We start from the raw sequence: 17,428 nt of genomic DNA, 5'->3' as shown, positions 1-17,428 counted from the left end.
CCAGCGACGTCCGCGGGCCTCCACCAACATCCATAAAAACAAGGCTTTAGGACGGCGCTTCCAGCGCCTTTGTCCGCCAACGTCCACCCAAAAACGTTGGAAGAAATTTTTTTTGTTGGCATTTTGTTGGCATCGAGACGGCCGGGAACCTCAACGGCCGGAAAATGCCAACACTTTTTGACGATGCCAACAAAATGTCCCTGACAGACACACGAATCCGCGGCCTCAAACCCAACAGCCGAACAAAGCGCTACAGCGATGGTTACGGCCTTTACGTGGAGGTGACGCCGGGGGGATCGAAGCTCTGGAAGCTGGCCTACCGCTTTGAGGGCAAGCAAAAGACATTGTCGTTTGGCCCATACCCGGAGGTCTCCCTTGCGCGGGCCAGAGAGCGGCGCCTTGAAGCCCGGACGATGCTTTTCGAAGGCGTTGACCCTTCAGCGATCAAAAAAGCCGGCCAGGAACTACGGCGCGCTGAGATCGAGGATACCTTCGCGCGGATCGCTGATGAGCTCCTCAAGAAGGAAGAGATCGAGGGCCTTGCACCCGCCACGCTCAAGAAAAAGCGCTGGCTCGCGCGACTTGCATCGGAAGACCTGGGTCCCAGGCCTATTCGGGACATCAAGGCACCCGAAATTCTCGCGACCCTTCGAAGGGTGGAGAAAGAAGGAAATTACGAATCAGCGCGCCGGCTGCGGGCCCTGATCGGCCAAATCTTTCGCTACGCCATCGCAACGACCCGGGCAGACGGTGACCCCACTGTAGCGCTGAAGGGCGCGCTGATCGCGCCCAAGGCTCAGCACAGGGCCGCAGTGACAGACCGCAAGGGATTTGCGAAGCTCATCAGGACCGTCTGGACCTATGAGGGCACGATCGAAGCTCAGGCCGCCCTGAAGCTGCTCGCGCTACTCTATCCCCGTCCTGGCGAGCTGCGCCTGTCCCACTGGAGCGAGTTCGACTTTGAAGAGCGAACCTGGACCATCCCGGCGGACCGAACAAAAACACGCAAGCTGCACAGGAAGCCCCTGCCCGGGCCCGCCATCGAGATACTTAAGGATCTGAAGCGGTTCACCGGTAAAGGATCGCTCGTCTTGCCGTCGCAGATGTCGGACGGCCGGCCCCTCAGCGAAAACACAATGAACTACGCGCTGCGCCGACTCGATATCCAGCCGGACGTCCACACTTGCCACGGGTTCCGGGCGAGCGCTTCAAGCCTGCTCAATGAAAGCGGCAAATGGCATCCTGACGCTATCGAAGCGGAGCTCGCTCACGTCGGCGACAATCATGTTCGCCAAGCCTACCATCGCGCGACCTACTGGGACGAGCGCGTCCGTATGGCGGAATGGTGGGCAGCAGAAGTGATAAAGTTTTCGCGAGGCTGACTGGCAAGACAACGAGCTCCAACGAGGCATCTACAAACAATGGATGCTCTGTGCACTGACTTTTAGTTGCATCTCAAAGTGGCAGCGGTGCTGACCCCGAGTTCGAGCCCCGAATGTCGCGCCTACCTCTAGGCATCGCGGCCTGGCGGTCCTTTTCCAGTTAAAATACAATGAGTTATACGATTCAGTTAGGCCCGAGTGACGCGCGCAAAAATAAACCCAAAACCCTTTATACTTCAATGCGTTACAAGGCTTGAACGCACGGCTTGTAGTGCAAAAAGTCGGCAATCTGTAGTGCAAACTGTAGTGCACGTTCTCCTTTATGTCTGAGTTCGACGCTGCCCATCAGCGACACGATAAAGTCTAATGTGATTTGCCGATTCCGTCACGTTGCATCCGGGTGCGGCGGCGATGCTTTCACTTTTTTAGCGAAGGTGAGGCGCGCCACCCAAAATTTATTGTCTATATATTCGAGAGCTTGAAGTCGTTTTCAAATCGGTTGGTCGACACATTTGTAGGGCAAACTTGGTTAAGCATCAGCTTCAAGCAGCAATTCTTGTCGAAGATCGGCTGATTGAACTGCACGAGCGGCAGCTTGTTGTAGAACTGCTTCAGAAGGATCGGCGTGCAGTCGTCGCTGCCACGACCTACGCGTGAATGGTATTTTTGGTTGGCAGGCGGACATGCGTCAAAGCTGCCGCATGGAGCCCACGCGGTCGCTGCCATTCCGGCACGACAGGATAACGATCACGTTCGCACTACCCCTCGCGCACTTGCCAATACGTCAATCCGAAGTCTCGCCCATTTCGGCCGCTCGAACAAAGCAGATAAGGGAGTGGACCGGAGTATACGATGAAGGGCTAGTGGCCCAGCGATGCACGCCGCAAGCGTGAGTACACTGGCTGGACCTGCCAGACTGTCAGACATGTTACCGATTGCGATCAGCTTCACCATGATCGCCAATGGAATGGGGAATACGAGGTAAATCACGATCGAATTACGACCGCAGTAGCGCAACACCTTGGCCCAGTCGAACCTGACCAAGAGCGCGGCAATGGTGCAAACCGCTGCAGCTCCCATTGCGCCGAGGACAAGGCTGGTGCCGAAGCCGGTTTGAAGCCCGCGGTCGACGCCAAGCTGGTTGATCAACCCCCAGGTAAAGAGACCGGACAATGCGAGCGGCACGGAGGATGCGGCGCGGGACGCAAATGCAAACACGGCAGGCGCGAACGCATAGCCGGCAAAGAAGTAGACGTAACGGTTGGCGAAACGATCGAGCACGGACCAGCCGGTGTCGATCCAGCCTAGTTGGTAGGCCGACTGCAACGCGACGGCGCCCGCGAAAACGACCATGACCGGAACTTGCCGGAGTAACCGCGTGACGGCATAAAAGATCAACAGCATGTGCACGAACCAGAGCGTGCCCGATGGCTCGACAAATCCGAACAGCCACAGCAAAAGGAAACTGTCGGGCGACGACATCAGCAGCGGGAGGTCAAAGACGGCTAGCTGGATCGTGTGCCAGAGCACGTAGAAATATAAGAAATGTATGAATTTCCGGTCGATGTATTCCGTAAGCGGACCGTTCAGCGAGCGGCTAAGAAAGAGTCCGGAAATAAGGAAGAAGTCCGGCATGCGGAAAGGCTGTGCAAAATGCACGATCGGTCCGAGGAACCCCTCCGCGCCTATCTGACCTTCCACGCGGTTAACCGCATGCATCATCACCACAAGAATGATGCAGATGCCCTTGGCGTAATCGACCCAATCGATGCGTTCCTTCGTCACCGTGTTTGCCCTCCGGCTAGAACCGCCGCCAAGCCCTGGTTGCGATGGTTTTGCGCGCCCAGGAATCGAATTGGCACAAAGCTGCCATGTAGCTGGCGATGCCCGAAGCAATTCGCAGGCCAATCGCCGGAATCGCCGGTATCTGCGGCCTTGCCAGTGCCGAAAGCGCACACACCCATGCGCCCCGCTGACCCGACTGGCGGCCAAGGATGAGACAAAGGTGGCGAACTACCGGTGCAGGCCAAAACCTGTTGTCGATTTCACGAACCACGCCGCCAGCGGCTATATTAACCACCCGCGCAGCAGCGACGCCGATACAATTGCACGCAGCAGCTACGGAATTCGCTTCAGATACCCGTGGGGCAGGAATGGGCCGTGCTGCCTGCGATGATCAATTTCCGCGCCTAGCAGGATGGTCTCACTCCTGCCGCTAAGGCACATGATCAGCACCTAGCCGCCGTCAGTCGAAGGCTGCCGGTCGGCTCATGGGCGACCATAGCACGGCCTGTTCTGCCTGATAGTCAGGCAGAGCCTCCGAGCAACTACGAGGCGAGACCGCTGATCCTCGAAGCGCCCTGACTGTTGGATTTCAAAGTTCCGCCTTGATCAGCCATTTGGTGATGATGATGGCTGCGACGACGTCGATAAAATGGAAAGTGCCCCGATGGCGAAAGGTACCTTTCGCCAGTAGTCTTCCACGAGGTCCAAGTAAGCCAATATGATGGACGCTAGTAGAGAGAGGATTAAAATCACGCTGGCGAAATGACTTCGGAGGCGGGATACAGCAAGCGCGTCCAGCAATGACTACTCAAATGTCAGGCCGCTGTCTGGGAGCGCGTTGTCCCTTCAACCGACGCTGACTGGAACCGGTCGCCGAAGCGAACCAAAGCATCATAGCCACCTATGTATTTGCAATCGATCCAGATCTGAGGCGTCGTGATTGGCACTTTGGGACCAACGATCGCCTTGGCCCGACTGATCATCTCGTACATTGCGCCCGGATTGCGCACAACATCGTGATAGACATACGGCACACCCGCCGCATCGAGGCTGGCCTTGGCATTGCTGCAGTAGCCGCAATTTGCTTTCCCAAAAACATGTGTGCCACTGACCGGGAACTGTGCGACGTGCGCCGCCATGACCGCTTCCGCGAGCAGGCCGCGGTTCAGGGCGACGCCTTGAGATATTACTTTGCCGTTCAGCAAAACTGCCGGAGCGTGCCTCGCGCCTCTCATGAATGCTTCGAGCACATGGCTCAGCCAGTCCTTGACTTCGAGATCGACCACCGCGTTGGCAAGCTCATTCTCGAGTACGTCCATGATGACGTCTTTGGTCAGGGTGCACTCGCCGCACGGCACTTTTACTTTGAAAGGGCCCCACTGACCCGCCCAGCGATAGAGCGTCAACTTCGCTGGTTTCCGGTAGAATTGTATGGGCTGTTGAGTCCGCTTGCTCATGATTTGCTCCGCGCTTCAGTACGAGGATTGCCGGGCAGAGACTTTGGATCGGATCCCGTGGCTTCTGATTGCAGGGATGTTCGCCCACAAGGATTGCAAGCTGCAAGGCACCGCAGGGGACCCCGGGTCAATCTGTAGAAAATAATCGCGCGTTCGATTGCGTGGTTCATGGCGCATCTCCTTTGCATTCTGGCCATGAAGCAAACGTACGCCTGGCCGGACCGCACCAATACTCACGAACAGCTGAAGTCGGCACACGAGCACGTGAACGCTACAAGCCTGATACACGACACGTCTCACCCCGGGCCAACCAACTGAAAGGAAAAGCGGCCCGTACGCACCGCGGCTCGCCGTTTGATCGGTACACGGCGTGTTCGAGCTAGTTTCCATTGGCCGGATGCGAATTGCCCCCCCCCTGGAAAAGGCAAGCACCTTATCCAAAAGCTGAAAAGGAGCGCAGCAGGCGGGGTCTTTATTTATCCGCCGTGCTTGCCCACGACCCAACCGTTCGCCCCGAGATGCGACTCGGCGAAAGTCAGCGGGGACTCTTCTAAAGGGGTAGCTAATGTATCGTTCCAGCGATTAAGGAAACCGAATAGAGCAACAATACCTACAATCTCCACAATCTCGTTTTCTGAGAAATACATCTTCAGCGTGTCGAAGTGGTTTGCGTCTGCCGTATTCGGAACACTGCCGGCAGCCTGCGCCAGCGCAAGTGCGGCACGTTCGGCGTCGCTGAAGAGGGGGCTCGTCTCGTACGACCAAACGGCCGCGATCTTCGCCGCTGAAACACCCGCGCGCTCTGCGCCATGCGCGGTGTGGGCCTGACAATACCGGCAACCCGCTGCAGCGCTTGCGATGTGGGCAATCAGTTGCCGCAGGTCCGGTGCAAGCGCTGCGCCGGGGCCCATCAGGGAAACCGTCAATCCCATGAATCCCTGGAGCAACGCGGGATTGCGCGCCATGATTTTCAGTGAGTTTGGAACAAAGCCCATCGCCGCCCCTGTCAGGCCCAGCAGCGCCGAATTTTGCTCAAGCTGGTCATCCGGCGCTATTGAAACATGTGCCATTCGCAGAAACTCCTTTTTCCCTACTAACGTCGTGGGTGCTCACTCGGTCTTTGCAAAACCTCTCGGGCCGAAGCACGTAGTTTCGTCCGAGCTAATGCTGTTTTCAAGTTACGCCTCATTCGGCACATTTCTTAGATCAGACCATGTCGGGAGAATGATCGCCAACCTCGATGCCAGCGTATCGGAAACTCATCGTAGCACTCACCACCAATGACATGACATAGCCAATGATGAGCGGTTGCGTTCGAGGATTTGGCTGTAGCGCGAGACTGCTTGGGGCCGTCATAACCGAGGCGCCCGTCAACTTGCGCGCGGCGAACGCGCTCCAAGCCTGACAGCTCACTCTGGTTCCGGATGAGTTTCAGCTTCAGACGCAAAATGTGAGACGGCTCAAGCGGCGGGAAGTCTTATTAGCGCCAAGCTCCAATCTCGAGGAAGAAACTGTGTTCGCTTGCTTCGTAACTCGCCTGGAAGGCGAGCGTGCTCAGAGCGACACTGCGGCGCCAGAATCGCGTTCACATTCCTGTCATCCCCTTGAGAATTTTCCGTCATACCTGTTGATGCGCACCGGGGCGCAGCACGCGCGTTCACGTCACCCCGGAGACCATACATGAAACTTACACGCACCTGGCGGGCCGCAATGGCGTCCTGCTGCGCCATCGCCTTGCTGGCCCCCGCCGCGCTCGCCCAGGAGGCCGCGCCGGATGACTCCGCCCTCAAGCTGAAGTCGGTCACCGTGACCGCCACCAAGCGCGAGGAGAACATCAAGGATGTGCCCGTCTCGCTCACCTCGCTCGACGAGTCGGCGCTGCAGGCCTACGGCCAGGCCGGCGAAGATATCCAGTTTCTCACCGCCCGCGTGCCCAGCCTGATCATCGAGACGTCCTTCGGCCGCATTTTCCCGCGCCCCTACATCCGCGGCCTCGGCAACACCGACTTCGACTTCAACGCTTCCCAACCGGTCTCTTTCATCTATGACGAGATCGTCTACGAGAACCCGGTTCTCAAAGGCTTCCCGGTCTTCGATACTGAGCGCGTCGAAGTCCTGCGGGGTCCGCAAGGCACGCTCTTTGGACGCAACACACCGGCCGGCGCCCTGAAGTTCGAAAGCGTCAAGCCGGGCGATGAACTCGATGCTTATGTCCGCGCCTCCTACGGCACCTTCGGCACGGCGAACGTCGAGGGCGCCGTCGGTGGTCCGGTCTCTGACAAGGTCTCCCTGCGCCTCTCGGGTGTCTTCCAAACCCGCGACGACTATATCGAAACCGCCCTGCCTACCGGCGGCGCCGATGCCGGCGGCTATGAAGACTTCGCCTGGCGCGCCCAAGCCAAGGTCGAAGTCACCGACAACCTCACCTGGCTCGGGAACCTGCACGGCCGCACGCTTGATGGCGGCCAGGTCAGTTTCCAGGCCAATGCGTTCCAGACCGGCTCGGCCGGCCCGCGCCCGGGCTTCGACCGCGAGAAGAACTTCGCCGACGCGCAGATCTACTCGACCCTCGAAACCGACGTCTTCGGCTTCACCTCGCGCGCCGACTGGGATCTCTCCGGCGTCGAACTGACCTACCTCCTGGGCTACGAAACCGTCGAGACCTTCTCGCGCGGAGATGTGGATGGCGGCGCCGGCGCAGCCTTCCTGCCCACCGGTTCGACCCCCGGCTTCATTCCGTTCCCGGCCGAATCGGCCGATGGTATCGACGACCACCAGCAGATCACGCACGAACTGCGCCTGTCGAACGGCGACGACGCGGCCCTTCGCTGGACCGCCGGTCTGTATGCCTTCGACGAGGAAATTGACATCAGCTCCTACAGCTATGACACGCTGGCGGGCGGCATCGAGAACGGCTCGGCCTTCCAGACCCAGGACACCGAATCCGTCGCCGTGTTCGGCAACCTCGCCTACGATCTCACCGACCGGCTGACCGGCCAGGTCGGCCTGCGCTACACGGACGAATCGAAAGACCTGACCGCCCGCCGCGTCGGCTCGCCCTTCGGCGCGCCGCCGCTCAGCCCGCCCCCCGTCAGCGTCGGCGATGAGCAGCTCTCCTGGGATGCCTCGCTGACCTACGCAGTCAATGACGACACCAACCTCTATGGCCGCATCGCCCGGGGCTTCCGCGCCCCGTCGATCCAGGGCCGCCTCGTTTTCGGCGACGTCATCACGACCGCCGATTCCGAAATCCTCGACAGCTACGAAGCCGGTCTCAAGACCACGCTGCTCGACGGCCGCCTTGACGCCAACCTCGCCGTCTATGCCTACACGGTCGAAGACCTGCAGCTGACCGCCATCGGCGGCGCCGGCAACTTCAACCAGCTGCTCAACGCCGAAGAAGGCAAAGGCTACGGTTTTGAAGCCGACATCCGCGCCCTCCTAACCGAAAGCCTCGCCTTCAGTGCTGGCCTTTCCTACAACAACACCGAAATCAACGATCCTGGCCTTACCGCCGGCATCTGCGGCTCGGCCTGCACCGTGCTCGATCCGATCGACCCGGTGACCGGCGGCGCGCTGATCGATGGTAACCCGTTCCCACAGGCACCGGAATGGATCGCCAACTTCGCCTTCGACTATACCCGCGACTTCCGCGGCGGCGAACTGTTTGCCACCACCGATTGGTCCTATCGGTCGGACTCGAACATCTTCCTCTACGAGTCCATCGAGTTCACGGCCGAAGGCCGCTGGGAAGGCGGCGCCAGCCTCGGTTATCGCCAGGGCCCCTGGTCGGCGAAGGCTTTCGTCCGTAACCTGACGGATGAAGTCGGCACGGTGTCCGCCATCGACTTCAACAACCTCTCCGGCATCTTCAACCAGCCGCGCATTTATGGCGTAGAACTCGGCTGGACGATGTAATCCCCTGCCCGGCACGAGGTCCGAAAGGTCTCGTGCCGGGACTTGGCATAATCAACGCGTTCGCCGCACACAGCTTCTGATCGAGGGCGTAACTCCGCTCAACTCTGCTTCGGCGACTAGCAGATTAAGACCCATTTTGCCGGTCGCAGCGACAGGCTTTTCTATGAAGCAGCGGGCGCCGATAGTCTATGGGGTCAGGCCAAACGGAGAGAGGAGGCCAGACATGCAATTGCACGGTCCCTCAAAGCGCCCAGACACAACTCGCGGGGACCAGATGAGGGGTCGCTATTCAGCTGAGCCGAATCGCGATCGCGTCTGCAGCTTCGCGCGATGCCCGGCGAATCTCGGTTCTTGTCGCTCCGCTCCGCGCAAGACCATGCAGACCAAGCGCCGAAGCAAAAACAAAGTTTGTCAGACCGGCGTCGCCGCGAGCAAGCTTCTTGAGCTTTCGCAACAACTGAGAGCGAGCCTGGAGGACAGTTTTCTTTACGTCCCCGTCCAGTTCGGACACGTTCAGCAAGGTTTCCGAGAAGAAGCAGCCTCGGTTCCCCTGCGTTGCGACAAAAGCGCCAACCGCCTGGATGAAATCAGGAAGCGCGCCTGAATCCGTACGCTCAAGCATTGTAAGGCGGGGCATCAAGATCTGTTCGAGATATCTGCCAAATGCTTCGCTGAAAGCCCGCGGTTTGTCGTGGAAAGCCCGGTAGAAGCTACCGCGCAAGATCCCAGCAGACTCCTGCAGCTTGTCCACGTCTGCGCCCGCATACCCATGGGTCCAGAACACATCAACAAATGCGTCCAGTGCGATGTCTCGGTCGAAGTTGCGCGGTCTGCCTGCCATACAGGCTAAATGTGTCCCGTATGGCAGTAAGGCAAGTGCCTACTCGCGTCGGGCGACAGGCCGCGCTTCCTCATTCGCTTCACAAAGCCCTGACCTCAAGCTGGAACCGTCCACTCGAACTTCGCAAACGCCTCGTCCACGGGCGTATTTGCAAGATGGTTAGCGTAGTTGGACATGGTCTTCTGCGCCAGCCCGAGGAGAACATCGAGGATATGCCGCTGTGTGAAACCTGCGCCAAGGAACTGCGCGACCTGGGCATCTTCGAGCCGGCCACGCTGACGAACGAGCGCGAGCGTGAATTGCCGCAAGGCTTCCAGACGAGCATCCTTCAGGGCAGTTCCGGACCGGAGCGCGTCGACGATATCGGCATCGACGCCTTGCATCAGGGCGATGGCGGTATGGGCTGGCACGCAATAATGGCAGGCATTCTCGACATTGATGGTCATCCAGACAACATTGCGTTCAACCTTGCTGAGGCTGGAGCGCTCAAAGAGAGCATGCAGCATCTTGTATGCCTCCAGATGCTCCGGACTTTCTGCCATAACGGCATGAAGGTTCGGAATTCGGCCGAACGCCTTCGCAGAATTTTCAAGCAGTGGCCTGGAAGCCTCCGGCGCGGTATCGATATCGTGGATTTTAAAACTGGACATGGCTTTCTCCTGATATGGAGAGGGCGAAGTGGGTATTGTTTACTGACTAGTCAATAATTGGCCTGGAAGATTCTTGCTTGTCCGCCATCAACCCCTCGCGCCTACCCCAGTCGGCGTACCCGCCGTTCCGGCGCTGCTCGAGAGCTGCCGCATCCGGCTTTTCATACTCAGCACCCGGAACGATTCCCGCGGCCTGAACAAGCCGGTTCATGAACGCGTAAAGTGAGACCACCATAACGGCGTCATAGACAGCCGCTTCGCTCCATCCTGAAGCAAACAGCGCCTGTGTATCGCTTCGCACGACGCGTTCCGGCGCAAGTGTCAATTTCCGGGAAAATCGAAGCAACTCTGCCAGTTCCGGGCGAACTGGCGCAGTGTCCAGATCTGCAAACAAAGCGTCGATCAGGTCCATGCTGACACCGAAAGCCTCTGCCATGACCCGGTGGGCGCCGAAGCAGAAGCGACATTGATTGAGCCCGGATACCCAGGCCGCAATCAATTCCCGGTCGGCGACGGACAGCTCGCTGTCCCGCCGGAGCACATCGTCATGCAAGTGTAGAAGGGGCGTAACCCCTCTCGGAAAGCGCAGAAAAACATCCTTGAGGTGGGCGCCTTCACTGAGAGAGGGGAAGTTTGGCATGAAATATCTCCGATCCGGGCCCGCATTTGACGAATTGACGCCGCTGCAACTGACATTCTTTCACGCCGTCGACCGATCGTTCAAGGGTCGGTATCAGACTATTATTGACTGCACAGTCACTAATCGCGGGTTCGTGAACGCCGAGCACGGGTTCGTGAGTTTGGAAAATGCAGCGCGAAGGCTAGGCAGAAGGCGTTCCGCAGCAAACCGCGCGGGACCCAAAGAGCAACTCCCAGAGGAAACCCTCATGTCCCAGAACTCCTTTATCGCCAAATCGATCCTGGCCAGCCTCACGCTTGCAGCTGCCGCGAGCGGCGCAGCCTATGCCAAACCGAACACGCAGCTGACGCTCGCGCCGAATGCACCTGCGGAAATCCAGGCCGACTTCGCTTCCTGGCAAGGCGGCGAGCGCCTCTCGGGCCGCAAGGACAAGTGTTACGGCATTGCGCTGGCCGGCGAAAACGACTGCAAGGCTGGCAAGGGCACGAGCTGCGAAGGCACATCGACGGTAGACTTCCAGGGCAATTCCTGGACTTACGCCCCGAAGGGCGCCTGCGAGTTCATTCAGACGCCTGCCGGCCCGGCTTCGCTTGGCGAACTTGATCGCGCAAACCCGGCCTGATCGAGTACAGGATCCTCGGACCACAGCAATGTCCCCCTCACCGTCCCTTCCCCTCCACGCAGGTCTTGGCCTGAAACCCGATCACTACCGGGCAGCGCTTGAGACCGGATGCGACGGGCTGTGGTTCGAGGTACATCCTGAAAACTACATGGTAGATGGCGGCCCGCGGCTTGCCTGGCTGGAAGCCCTGCGCGCCAACCGCGCTCTCAGCTTTCATGGTGTCGGCGCCTCGCTTGGCGGCCTGGACCCGTTCAACCCGGATCACCTCTCCCGGCTGAAGCAGCTCATCAGCCGCTATGAACCGGAACAAGTGTCCGAACACGCAACTTTCTCCGCGCATGAAGGCAGGTATCATGCCGACCTGCTGCCACTCCCGCGAACGCAGGAAGCGCTGAGCCACCTCTCTGACCGGATTGACATGTTCCAGTCATCCCTCCGCCGGAGAATCCTGATCGAGAATCCCACGAACTATCTCCCCTTCGCCAGCGAACTTGATGAGCCGGACTTTCTAGTCGCGATCTCCCGGACGTCGGGCTGCGGACTGTTGATGGATCTAAACAATATCTGGATCAGCGCGGCGAACGTCGGCGTGGATCCTTATGCCTATGTTCGCGCCATACCGGGCGAACTGGTCGGAGAAATCCACGTCGCCGGCCATTCTCCCGATCCTGTCCTTGGCGGCAAGTTCCTGATCGACAGCCACGACGAACCGGTGAGCGGCGGCGTCTGGCACCTTCTAAAGTTCGCCCTCGAGCACTGGGGTCCGAAACCCGTTCTCATAGAACGGGACGCTCATATTCCGCCGTTCGAAGACCTGATGAGTGAAAGAAGCCGCGCCGAGACCCTGATCGTCCGGCAGAAACAAATGGCGCATGACGCCGCTTGAGCAGCATATCTTCCTCCTTTCGGGACTGGCGAGCCGCGGCGCGCAGCCGGCCGATCTGGCCTGGCTGATGGTCGGTCGAAGGGAGCCTGGCCAGCGCGCGCTTGTCTATCGCAATTCCGGTATAGCCGCCTGCACCGATGCGCTGAGGTCAAACTACCAGCGGCTCGCGAAGGTCGTGGGCGATACGTTCTTTCGCGGCCTGGCACATGCGTATATCGACCAGCACCCGCCCGTTCAGCACAGCCTGGTTGGTTACGGACACGCGCTACCAGACTTCATCGATGATGCCGCCAACAAGCACGGGCTTGCCTGGTTGGGCGACTTTGCCCGACTGGACAGAGGATGGCTGGGGGCGCACCTCGCAGCTGACCGTGCATTGCTCGCTCCGACCGCGCTGGAAAGTCTCGGTGACGAGGCACTGATCTCCGCACGGATCAGTTTCCATCCGAGCGCTACGCTGGTGAAAACCCGGTGGCGCCTTTGGGAGCTTTGGCAAGAGGCCGGCGAGGAAGGCTTCAGCGAGGCGGCAAGAACACTGCTCCAGCAAGATGACGCTGTCCTTTTCTGGAGGCCTGGACACGAGGTCAGCGCACGGCAACTCCCTGCGTCCTACGCAGCGTTTATTGAATCGCTGCGAAACGGCGACGCGCTTGGAACGGCGTGCGCGCGCGTACTTGCTCTTGCACCTGGCGAGAATCTTCCCGGCCTGATTGCCGGGGTTCTGGCGGCCGGCTTCATAACTGACATCAACACGGCAACGGGGGACTCCCAGTGACACTTCTTGATCGCGCTCGCACCTTGTATTCATGGCTTGCTACGAAGGCTGACCTCGCTGAACCGGCAGCCCTTTTCCTGGCGCGTCTTGCAGTCGCGCGGGTTTTCTTCATGTCCGGCCTGACAAAGTGGAACGGGTTCCTGTCGTTCAACCCGGACAAATATGATCTGTTCCTCTACGAATTCTTCTGCCCCGAAGAGACAAGGCCCGGCGCCCTCGTCCTTTGCAGCGACCAGGCGGAAGGCACATATGCACCGACGACCCAGTGGATCGTCGAGCGCTTTGCAAACATGGCGGGGATCATGGAGATCCTTTTACCTATCCTGCTGGTATTCGGGCTCACATCGCGCCTTGCTGCAGCCGGCCTTCTGGCCATGACGTTGGTCATCGAGCGTCTGGTATTTCCGGACGCTGACAGCTGGTGGGGCAGCCATGTGTGGTGGGCGGCCATCCTGTTTGTTCTCGTGGCCCGCGGCCCCGGCACCTGGTCGCTTGACCGACTGCTCGGTCTAGACGGCGCCCGGAAGGCCTGATCCATGCCAGGGGGGCCATTCAGGATCAGCTTCAGACACTTCTGGTACGGGTGCGGGGCGCTGGGCATCGGTGCGGTTCTCGCTCTTGTGCTGAGCTCCGGCTGGCTGGGACTGCGCCTCTTCCAGCTTGAATGGGCGCCTCAGGGCGAGACGGAACTCACGTTCGTGCCGGTTGCGCTTGACTTCCAGAACCGCACCGACCTGACCGAAAAAACCGGATCCCTGCCCTTCATGGCAGGCATCGTCATTGATCTGGATGCGGACGGCCGGGACGAGATCGTGCTGGGCGGCGGACGCGGCCAGGCTGACGGCGTCTTCGCGCTGGCTCCCGACTTCAAGTCAATGACAGACCTGCCCGCGAGCCATGCGCTCGACAAGGACGCGCATGATGCAACAATGGGGGGCACCTCGACAGACATTGATTCCGATGGATTGCCGGACCTGTTGCTCGCGCGCGAAAGCGGCGTCTGGTTGTTCCGCAATTCCGGGGGCTCATTTTCCCGGGGAGAGCGTGTATTTGTTCCGCCGGACAGCGACCGTACGACCATCATTTCAATAAGCCCTGGAGACATCAACGGTGACGGACACGCGGACCTCTATCTGTCGGGGTATATCCGGAATGGTGACGTCGAAGGCGAGACCATCTTTACGCGCGCGTACGGAGGATATGCCTATCTCCTGATCGGTGACGGCAAGGGCGCCTTCACGGATGCGACTTCGGAATGGGGCCTGCGCCGCCAACACAACACATTTACGGCCGTGTTTGCGGATATTGACCGAGACGGCCTCGCCGACCTCGTCGCTGCGCAGGATACGGGCGTCGTGGAAACCTGGCGCAACCCAGGCGCCCCGCCTCTTGAATCTATCCCAAATCCATCCGTGTATTCCTATCCGATGGGCATCGCGGCCGGGGACTACAACGATGACGGCCATCTCGACTTTTATTTTTCGAATGTCGGCCACACCCTGCCGGAAGTGCTGGTGAGAGGTGACCTGCCTGGATCGGCCGGGTTCAATCCCGATTACATGCTGTTTGCCGGAGATGGTGAAGGCGGGTTTGAGGATGTCGCCGCGAGCATGCAGGCAGCCCGGCTCGGCTTCGGTTGGGGCGCCGTTACCGCAGACTTCAACCTGGATGGGATGGAAGACATTGCCATCGCCCAGAACTATGCAAAGTTCGGTCAGCCCGCCGTCATTCATCGCTATGCCGGCAAGGTGCTTCTCAATATCGGGGGCCATCACTTTGTGCCGGTCGAGAAGCGAACCGGAGTCGCCAATCGGCTATTCGCGATCACGCCGCTTGCGGCCGATCTGGACGCGGATGGCCGGCCCGATCTTGTCTGGGTAAACCTGAACGGTCCTGCGCGCGTTTTCCTGAACCGGTTGCCGGACGCCAGAAGCGTAATCTTGCGCTTTGACGATTCCCCCTCCGCCTATGGCGCGGTGATCGAAGCCGGTATTTTGGGTCGTCAGATCGTTCGCCAGGTTGTTCCCGGACAAGGGCTTGCGTCGGACAGTTCCGCAAACCTGATCATCGGTCTGGGTGAGGCGCCTCAGATCGACGGCCTGCGTGTCACCTTTTCCGACGGGCGTGTGCTGTCATTCGACACGGTGACTGCCGGACAGGTTCTCGACCTTCGCAGGGATACCCGCCCGTGACCCCGGCGCAGCAACCCCCGGACCCACTCTACGGTTACGCCTTTGCCGGGCTCGCCGGCGCTTTGTTGACAGGCCTCGGAGAAGGCCTGCTCCAGCTCACACCGGGCAGCAACTATGCCGATCCTCATTACACCTACTTTGGGCACGTCCCGGAAGCGCGCCTGTTTCTCGGACATTTCATCAGTATAGCGAGTGCGCCTCTGTACATTGCCGGATACTGGCATCTGACGGCCAACCTGCTGGCGGGCCATCGCCGCGCCCGTCTCATCGTCTTTGCAGCGTGCGCCTATGCGTTCATCATTGGAACGGTCTGGATCGGGCAGCGAGCCTTCCTGGGAATGGCTGTACAGGCCATCAATGCGGGGCGCGCCGACGCAATCCTGCTCGCCGGTTTTTCTGTGCTGAACGAGCCGCTCGTCAATGTCCTCCGGCTTGTGCTCCTTGCCTTCTCGGTGATCTGGATACTGAGGATTTCATCGGGCAGGACTCGATATCCCCGCTGGATGGCCTTGCTGAGCCCGGCGGTCCTCATTGCCGCGATCTTTGCGGCATACAGTCTGTGGCCGGAGCCGGCATCATTTATCGTACCGACAGCGCTGAATACGGCGCACGTTCTTGTCTTCTCCGCATCTCTTTATTCACTTCGCTTCGGGGCTCGCCGATGAACCGGCTCTTGTTGATTGGCGCACTGACTATAGCAGGATTTCTGGCCACGCTTTCATGGGCTGTTGCCCCGCTCGGCGAGGCGGGGGACTGCCCGCTCCTCGGCTCAGTCCCCGCATGTGCATTCGCGCTCGGGGGATATGCGGCGATGTTTTCCTCGACGCTGCTTACGGGCTGGCGTGCATCCGCTGTGTTTCTGTCCGGCTGGATCATAACGCTCAGCCTTTCGGTGTCGGGCGCGTTGGCCGGCGCGCTTGGGGGAACGCCGGCAATCGCCCTGCTCCTCGCCGGCCTGTTGTCCACGATCACCGCCGGGATGCTGGGGTTGATCTGGGTCAGACCTTATCTGTGCCAACCTGTCTGGAGCCGCCGATGAAGTACGCCGTTGCCGCCGCCGCAACGCTTTTGATGGGTGGCTGCGCCAGCAGCTATCCGGCAGGCAGCGCGCCATCCGGGTGGGCCCGGTATAGCCAGATGCCCGCAGACACTGCAGACATGATGACCGGCGAAATCTTGTATATCACGGACCGGGCACCTCGCGGCGGCGGATATGGCGTTGAGCGATCGACTTCCATGGCGGCTGGCAAAGCCCGCATCGAGGTGACAGGGATGGACGCGCCGGCCTATGGCGCCTTTATGTCCGGCGAGAGCGACCAGCGTCCCGCTTACTCAGCTAACTCGATCAGTGAAATCGTCCGTTTCCCCGGCACGCCGCTCGCTTTTTCGATCGAGAACGGCGTGCTTACACGTGAGCGCCCGTCCCTTGCGCGGTACCAGGAAGCCGGCAAGGCATTTCAGGGAATGCTTTCTGAGGCGGTCGCCAGCCAGGATACCGGAAACGTGCTGCTCTACGTGCATGGCTTCAACAACACATTCGACCATGGCGCTTTCAATCTCTTCGAAGTCTGGAATGCTTCCGGGCGCGCCTCAGTGCCGGTCTTGTTCAGCTGGCCAACGGGCGGACGATCGGTATGGGGCTATCTTGGCGACACCCAGGATGGGGATTTTGCGATCTTCCACCTGAAAGAAGTGATCCGCCTGATCAGCGCGGCGCCGGAAGTCGATTCTGTCACGATCCTCGCGCACAGCCGGGGCGTATCGCTGGTAACAGACGCACTCCGGGAGCTGATGATTGAAGCGCGCGGGTCAGGCCTGTCGATGCGCGACACTTACCGGGTCGAAAACCTGATCCTTGCGGCGCCGGACATGGACCTTGGCGTGATGGAGCAGCGGCTGGTCGCCGAAGCTTTTGGCATGGGGTTCGGCCAGATCAACGTCTACGTAAATCCAGGAGACAACGCACTTGGCCTGTCCGGCTGGGTCTTCGGCGCGCCTCGCTTCGGCGCCCTGACGGCCGAATCCATGTCGGAAGAATCCAAGGCTGTATTCCGGGGCGTCCGGTCCGTCTCCTTCATTTCAGTCACAGACGCCGACCGGTTCGATCCGCACAACTATTTCCGCCGCCATCCCGGCGTCCTGGCGGATATTGCCGCTACCATTCGGACCGGCGCACATCCGGGCGATCCCGAGCGTCCCCTTGAAAAAGGTGAGTTGAACTTCTGGAGCATCGACCAGCAGTATGTGCCGATGCTGCCCTCCGAGCCGAAGGACCCTTGA

General features: G+C 59.8%; 17 protein-coding genes. 10 read left to right on the top strand and 7 right to left on the bottom strand.

Annotated features, from left to right (window positions below; translation table 11 throughout):
• The first annotated feature begins 164 nt into the window (after positions 1-164).
• Positions 165-1,382: an integrase arm-type DNA-binding domain-containing protein gene (locus tag IPK75_13785; GenBank protein MBK8199420.1), complete on the top strand. Its 1,218-nt coding sequence runs from the start codon at positions 165-167 to the stop codon at positions 1,380-1,382.
• 462 nt (positions 1,383-1,844) lie between these two features.
• On the opposite strand, the gene IPK75_13780 is transcribed toward IPK75_13785, so the two are convergent.
• The 4 genes from IPK75_13780 to IPK75_13765 all read right to left on the bottom strand — a co-directional run bounded on the left by IPK75_13780 (position 1,845) and on the right by IPK75_13765 (position 5,619).
• Positions 1,845-2,108 carry a hypothetical protein gene (locus tag IPK75_13780; GenBank protein ID MBK8199419.1) on the bottom strand — a complete coding sequence of 88 codons (264 nt, stop codon included), beginning with the start codon at positions 2,106-2,108 and terminating at the stop codon, positions 1,845-1,847.
• 21 nt (positions 2,109-2,129) lie between these two features.
• A complete protein-coding gene (locus IPK75_13775) occupies positions 2,130-3,167 on the bottom strand; it encodes an acyltransferase family protein (GenBank protein MBK8199418.1) in 1,038 nt (345 codons plus the stop codon).
• 815 nt (positions 3,168-3,982) lie between these two features.
• Positions 3,983-4,624 carry a glutaredoxin gene (locus tag IPK75_13770; protein ID MBK8199417.1) on the bottom strand — a complete coding sequence of 214 codons (642 nt, stop codon included), beginning with the start codon at positions 4,622-4,624 and terminating at the stop codon, positions 3,983-3,985.
• Positions 4,625-5,100: 476 nt separating this feature from the next.
• Positions 5,101-5,619 carry a carboxymuconolactone decarboxylase family protein gene (locus IPK75_13765; protein ID MBK8199416.1) on the bottom strand — a complete coding sequence of 173 codons (519 nt, stop codon included), beginning with the start codon at positions 5,617-5,619 and terminating at the stop codon, positions 5,101-5,103.
• A 685-nt stretch (positions 5,620-6,304) separates the two neighbouring features.
• Between IPK75_13765 and IPK75_13760 the strand changes: the two genes are divergently transcribed.
• Entirely contained in the window at positions 6,305-8,542 is a 2,238-nt protein-coding gene (locus IPK75_13760) for a TonB-dependent receptor (protein MBK8199415.1), read from the top strand.
• A gap of 289 nt (positions 8,543-8,831) precedes the next feature.
• On the opposite strand, the gene IPK75_13755 is transcribed toward IPK75_13760, so the two are convergent.
• From IPK75_13755 to IPK75_13745, 3 genes are all read right to left on the bottom strand, one after another.
• Positions 8,832-9,383 carry a TetR/AcrR family transcriptional regulator gene (locus IPK75_13755; protein ID MBK8199414.1) on the bottom strand — a complete coding sequence of 184 codons (552 nt, stop codon included), beginning with the start codon at positions 9,381-9,383 and terminating at the stop codon, positions 8,832-8,834.
• 95 nt (positions 9,384-9,478) lie between these two features.
• Entirely contained in the window at positions 9,479-10,033 is a 555-nt protein-coding gene (locus IPK75_13750; GenBank protein MBK8199413.1) for a carboxymuconolactone decarboxylase family protein, read from the bottom strand.
• A 46-nt stretch (positions 10,034-10,079) separates the two neighbouring features.
• Complete coding sequence (locus tag IPK75_13745) at positions 10,080-10,673, bottom strand: peroxidase-related enzyme (GenBank protein ID MBK8199412.1); 594 nt, start codon at positions 10,671-10,673, stop codon at positions 10,080-10,082.
• 247 nt (positions 10,674-10,920) lie between these two features.
• Between IPK75_13745 and IPK75_13740 the strand changes: the two genes are divergently transcribed.
• From IPK75_13740 to IPK75_13705, 8 genes are all read left to right on the top strand, one after another.
• The gene (locus IPK75_13740) at positions 10,921-11,295 is read left to right on the top strand and encodes a DUF2282 domain-containing protein (GenBank protein ID MBK8199411.1); all 375 of its coding nucleotides are present in this window, start codon (positions 10,921-10,923) and stop codon (positions 11,293-11,295) included.
• Positions 11,296-11,323: 28 nt separating this feature from the next.
• The gene (locus tag IPK75_13735) at positions 11,324-12,181 is read left to right on the top strand and encodes a DUF692 domain-containing protein (GenBank protein MBK8199410.1); all 858 of its coding nucleotides are present in this window, start codon (positions 11,324-11,326) and stop codon (positions 12,179-12,181) included.
• A complete protein-coding gene (locus IPK75_13730) occupies positions 12,168-12,956 on the top strand; it encodes a putative DNA-binding domain-containing protein (protein MBK8199409.1) in 789 nt (262 codons plus the stop codon). The genes IPK75_13735 and IPK75_13730 overlap by 14 nt, the downstream gene beginning before the upstream one ends.
• Before the next feature lie 110 nt (positions 12,957-13,066).
• Positions 13,067-13,489, top strand: coding sequence for a DoxX family protein (locus IPK75_13725; GenBank protein ID MBK8199408.1), 423 nt, complete (start codon positions 13,067-13,069; stop codon positions 13,487-13,489).
• Positions 13,490-13,492: 3 nt separating this feature from the next.
• A complete protein-coding gene (locus tag IPK75_13720; GenBank protein ID MBK8199407.1) occupies positions 13,493-15,148 on the top strand; it encodes a CRTAC1 family protein in 1,656 nt (551 codons plus the stop codon).
• Positions 15,145-15,813, top strand: a complete 669-nt coding sequence (locus IPK75_13715; GenBank protein MBK8199406.1) for a hypothetical protein — start codon at positions 15,145-15,147, stop codon at positions 15,811-15,813. The genes IPK75_13720 and IPK75_13715 overlap by 4 nt, the downstream gene beginning before the upstream one ends.
• Positions 15,810-16,187, top strand: coding sequence for a hypothetical protein (locus tag IPK75_13710; protein ID MBK8199405.1), 378 nt, complete (start codon positions 15,810-15,812; stop codon positions 16,185-16,187). Before IPK75_13715 ends, IPK75_13710 begins: the two co-directional genes overlap by 4 nt.
• Entirely contained in the window at positions 16,184-17,428 is a 1,245-nt protein-coding gene (locus tag IPK75_13705; protein ID MBK8199404.1) for an alpha/beta hydrolase, read from the top strand. The genes IPK75_13710 and IPK75_13705 overlap by 4 nt, the downstream gene beginning before the upstream one ends.

The organism is Acidobacteriota bacterium, assembly GCA_016712445.1.
Taxonomy (GTDB): domain Bacteria; phylum Pseudomonadota; class Alphaproteobacteria; order Caulobacterales; family Hyphomonadaceae; genus Hyphomonas.
This window is presented reverse-complemented; position numbering and strand designations above follow the sequence as displayed.